Genomic DNA, 1,809 nt, shown 5'->3' on the forward strand with positions numbered 1-1,809 from the left:
ATGGTGACGCTGCACGAGCTCCTGGGCATGGAGGCGCCGGCGGGCGCCGCCGACGCCGACGCCGACGCCGCCGCCGACGCCGACGAGGCGGGCATCCTGATCGTGATCGACGCCGAGGAGATGCGCCTGGCGCTGCGCGTGGACGCGCTGCTCGGCCAGCACCAGGTGGTCATCAAGAGCCTGGAGACCAACTACCGCAAGGTCGCGGGCATCTCCGGGGCCACCATCATGGGCGACGGGCGCGTCGCGCTGATCCTGGACGCCGCGGGCCTGGGGCGCCTGGCGGCGAGCCAGCGCCGCGAGCGCGAGCTCGCCGAGATCGCGCAGGCCTTCCCGGGCGCGCCGACCACCCCCGCCACCCCTCTCCCGCAACGCCCCGCGGCCCTGTCCGCACCCGCACCCGCACCCGAGCTCGCACTGCCATGACCCACGCCCTGTCCACCACCTCCACCAGCCCCACCGCCTCCACCATCGCCTCCCTCACGGCCCACGCCTCCGCGCGCGCCGCCGTGGTCTCCCCCACGGGCATGCTGACCTTCCGCCTGGGCGCGGAGCACTACGCCATCGACATCCTCAAGGTCCAGGAGATCCGCGGCTACGAGGCCGTCACGCGCATCGCCAACGCGCCGCGCTCGGTCAAGGGCGTGATCAACCTGCGCGGCAACATCGTGCCCATCATCGACATGCGCATCCGCTTCGAGCTCGCCCAGGCCGACTACGACGACTTCACGGTGGTCATCATCGTCAACGTCGGCGCGCGCGTGGTGGGCATGGTGGTCGACGGGGTCTCCGACGTCGTGGGCCTCACGAGCGAGCAGATCCAGCCCGGCCCGGCCATGGCCGCGATCGACCAGAGCTGCATCGTCGGGCTCGCCACGCTGGAGGAGCGCATGCTCATCCTGCTGGACGTCCAGGCGCTGCTCGCGGACATCGACGCGCCATGAGCGCATCGAGCCACGCGATCGAGGCGGGCGACGTCGACGAAACGACCCGGGCCGGGCGGCGCGACTTCGCCTTCCGCACCGGGGACTTCCGCCGCGTGCAGGCGCTCATCCACGCCCACGCGGGCATCTCCATCGCCGACACCAAGGAGGAGATGGTCTACAGCCGGCTGTCGCGGCGCCTGCGGGCGACCAACCTGCCGAGCTTCGAGGCCTACCTGAGGCACCTGGAGGCACCGGGCAACGAGGCCGAGTGGGAGCACTTCACCAACGCCCTGACCACCAACCTCACCTCGTTCTTCCGCGAGGCGCACCACTTCCCCATCCTCGCGGCGCACCTGCGCTCGCTCGCGCGCGAGCGGCCCCTGCGGGTGTGGACCTGCGCGGCCTCCACGGGCGAGGAGCCCTACTCGATCGCCATGGCGCTCGCCGAGGCCTTCGACACGCTCGCGCCGCCCGTGCGCATCCTGGCCACCGACATCGACACCAAGGTGCTCGCCGTCGCCCAGGCCGGGGTCTACGAGGACAAGCGCGTGGCCGAGCTGCCCGCCGCCCAGGTCAGGCGCTTCTTCCAGCGCGGCTCGGGCGCCCACGCGGGCAAGGTGCGGGTCAAGCCCGAGCTCGCCGCGCTGGTGCGCTTCAGGTCGCTGAACCTGCTGGCCGACGACTGGCTGGGCCTGCAGCCCTTCGACGCGATCTTCTGCCGCAACGTGATGATCTACTTCGACAAGCCCACGCAATACGCCGTGCTCGCCAAGCTCGCTCGGCTGCTCGAGGGCGACGGACTGTTCTTCGCCGGGCACTCCGAGAGCCTGCTGTTCGCCTCCGACCTGCTGCGCCTGAGGTCGCACACGGTCTACGAGCGCGC

The 1,809-nt window shown here is 71.7% G+C and carries 3 protein-coding genes; all 3 read left to right on the plus strand.

Going from position 1 to position 1,809, the window contains the following annotated elements:
- The coding region (locus tag ABID77_RS22555; RefSeq protein ID WP_429600723.1) for a chemotaxis protein CheW at positions 1 to 426 on the plus strand (426 nt) is incomplete at its 5' end.
- Positions 427 to 527: 101 nt separating this feature from the next.
- Positions 528 to 944 carry a chemotaxis protein CheW gene (locus ABID77_RS22560; protein ID WP_429600726.1) on the plus strand — a complete coding sequence of 139 codons (417 nt, stop codon included), beginning with the start codon at positions 528 to 530 and terminating at the stop codon, positions 942 to 944.
- Positions 941 to 1,809: CheR family methyltransferase (locus ABID77_RS22565; RefSeq protein WP_429600725.1), on the plus strand; the 869-nt coding region annotated here is incomplete at its 3' end. The genes ABID77_RS22560 and ABID77_RS22565, both read left to right, overlap by 4 nt.

The organism is Variovorax sp. PvP013 (assembly GCF_050435945.1).
Lineage (GTDB): Bacteria > Pseudomonadota > Gammaproteobacteria > Burkholderiales > Burkholderiaceae_C > Variovorax.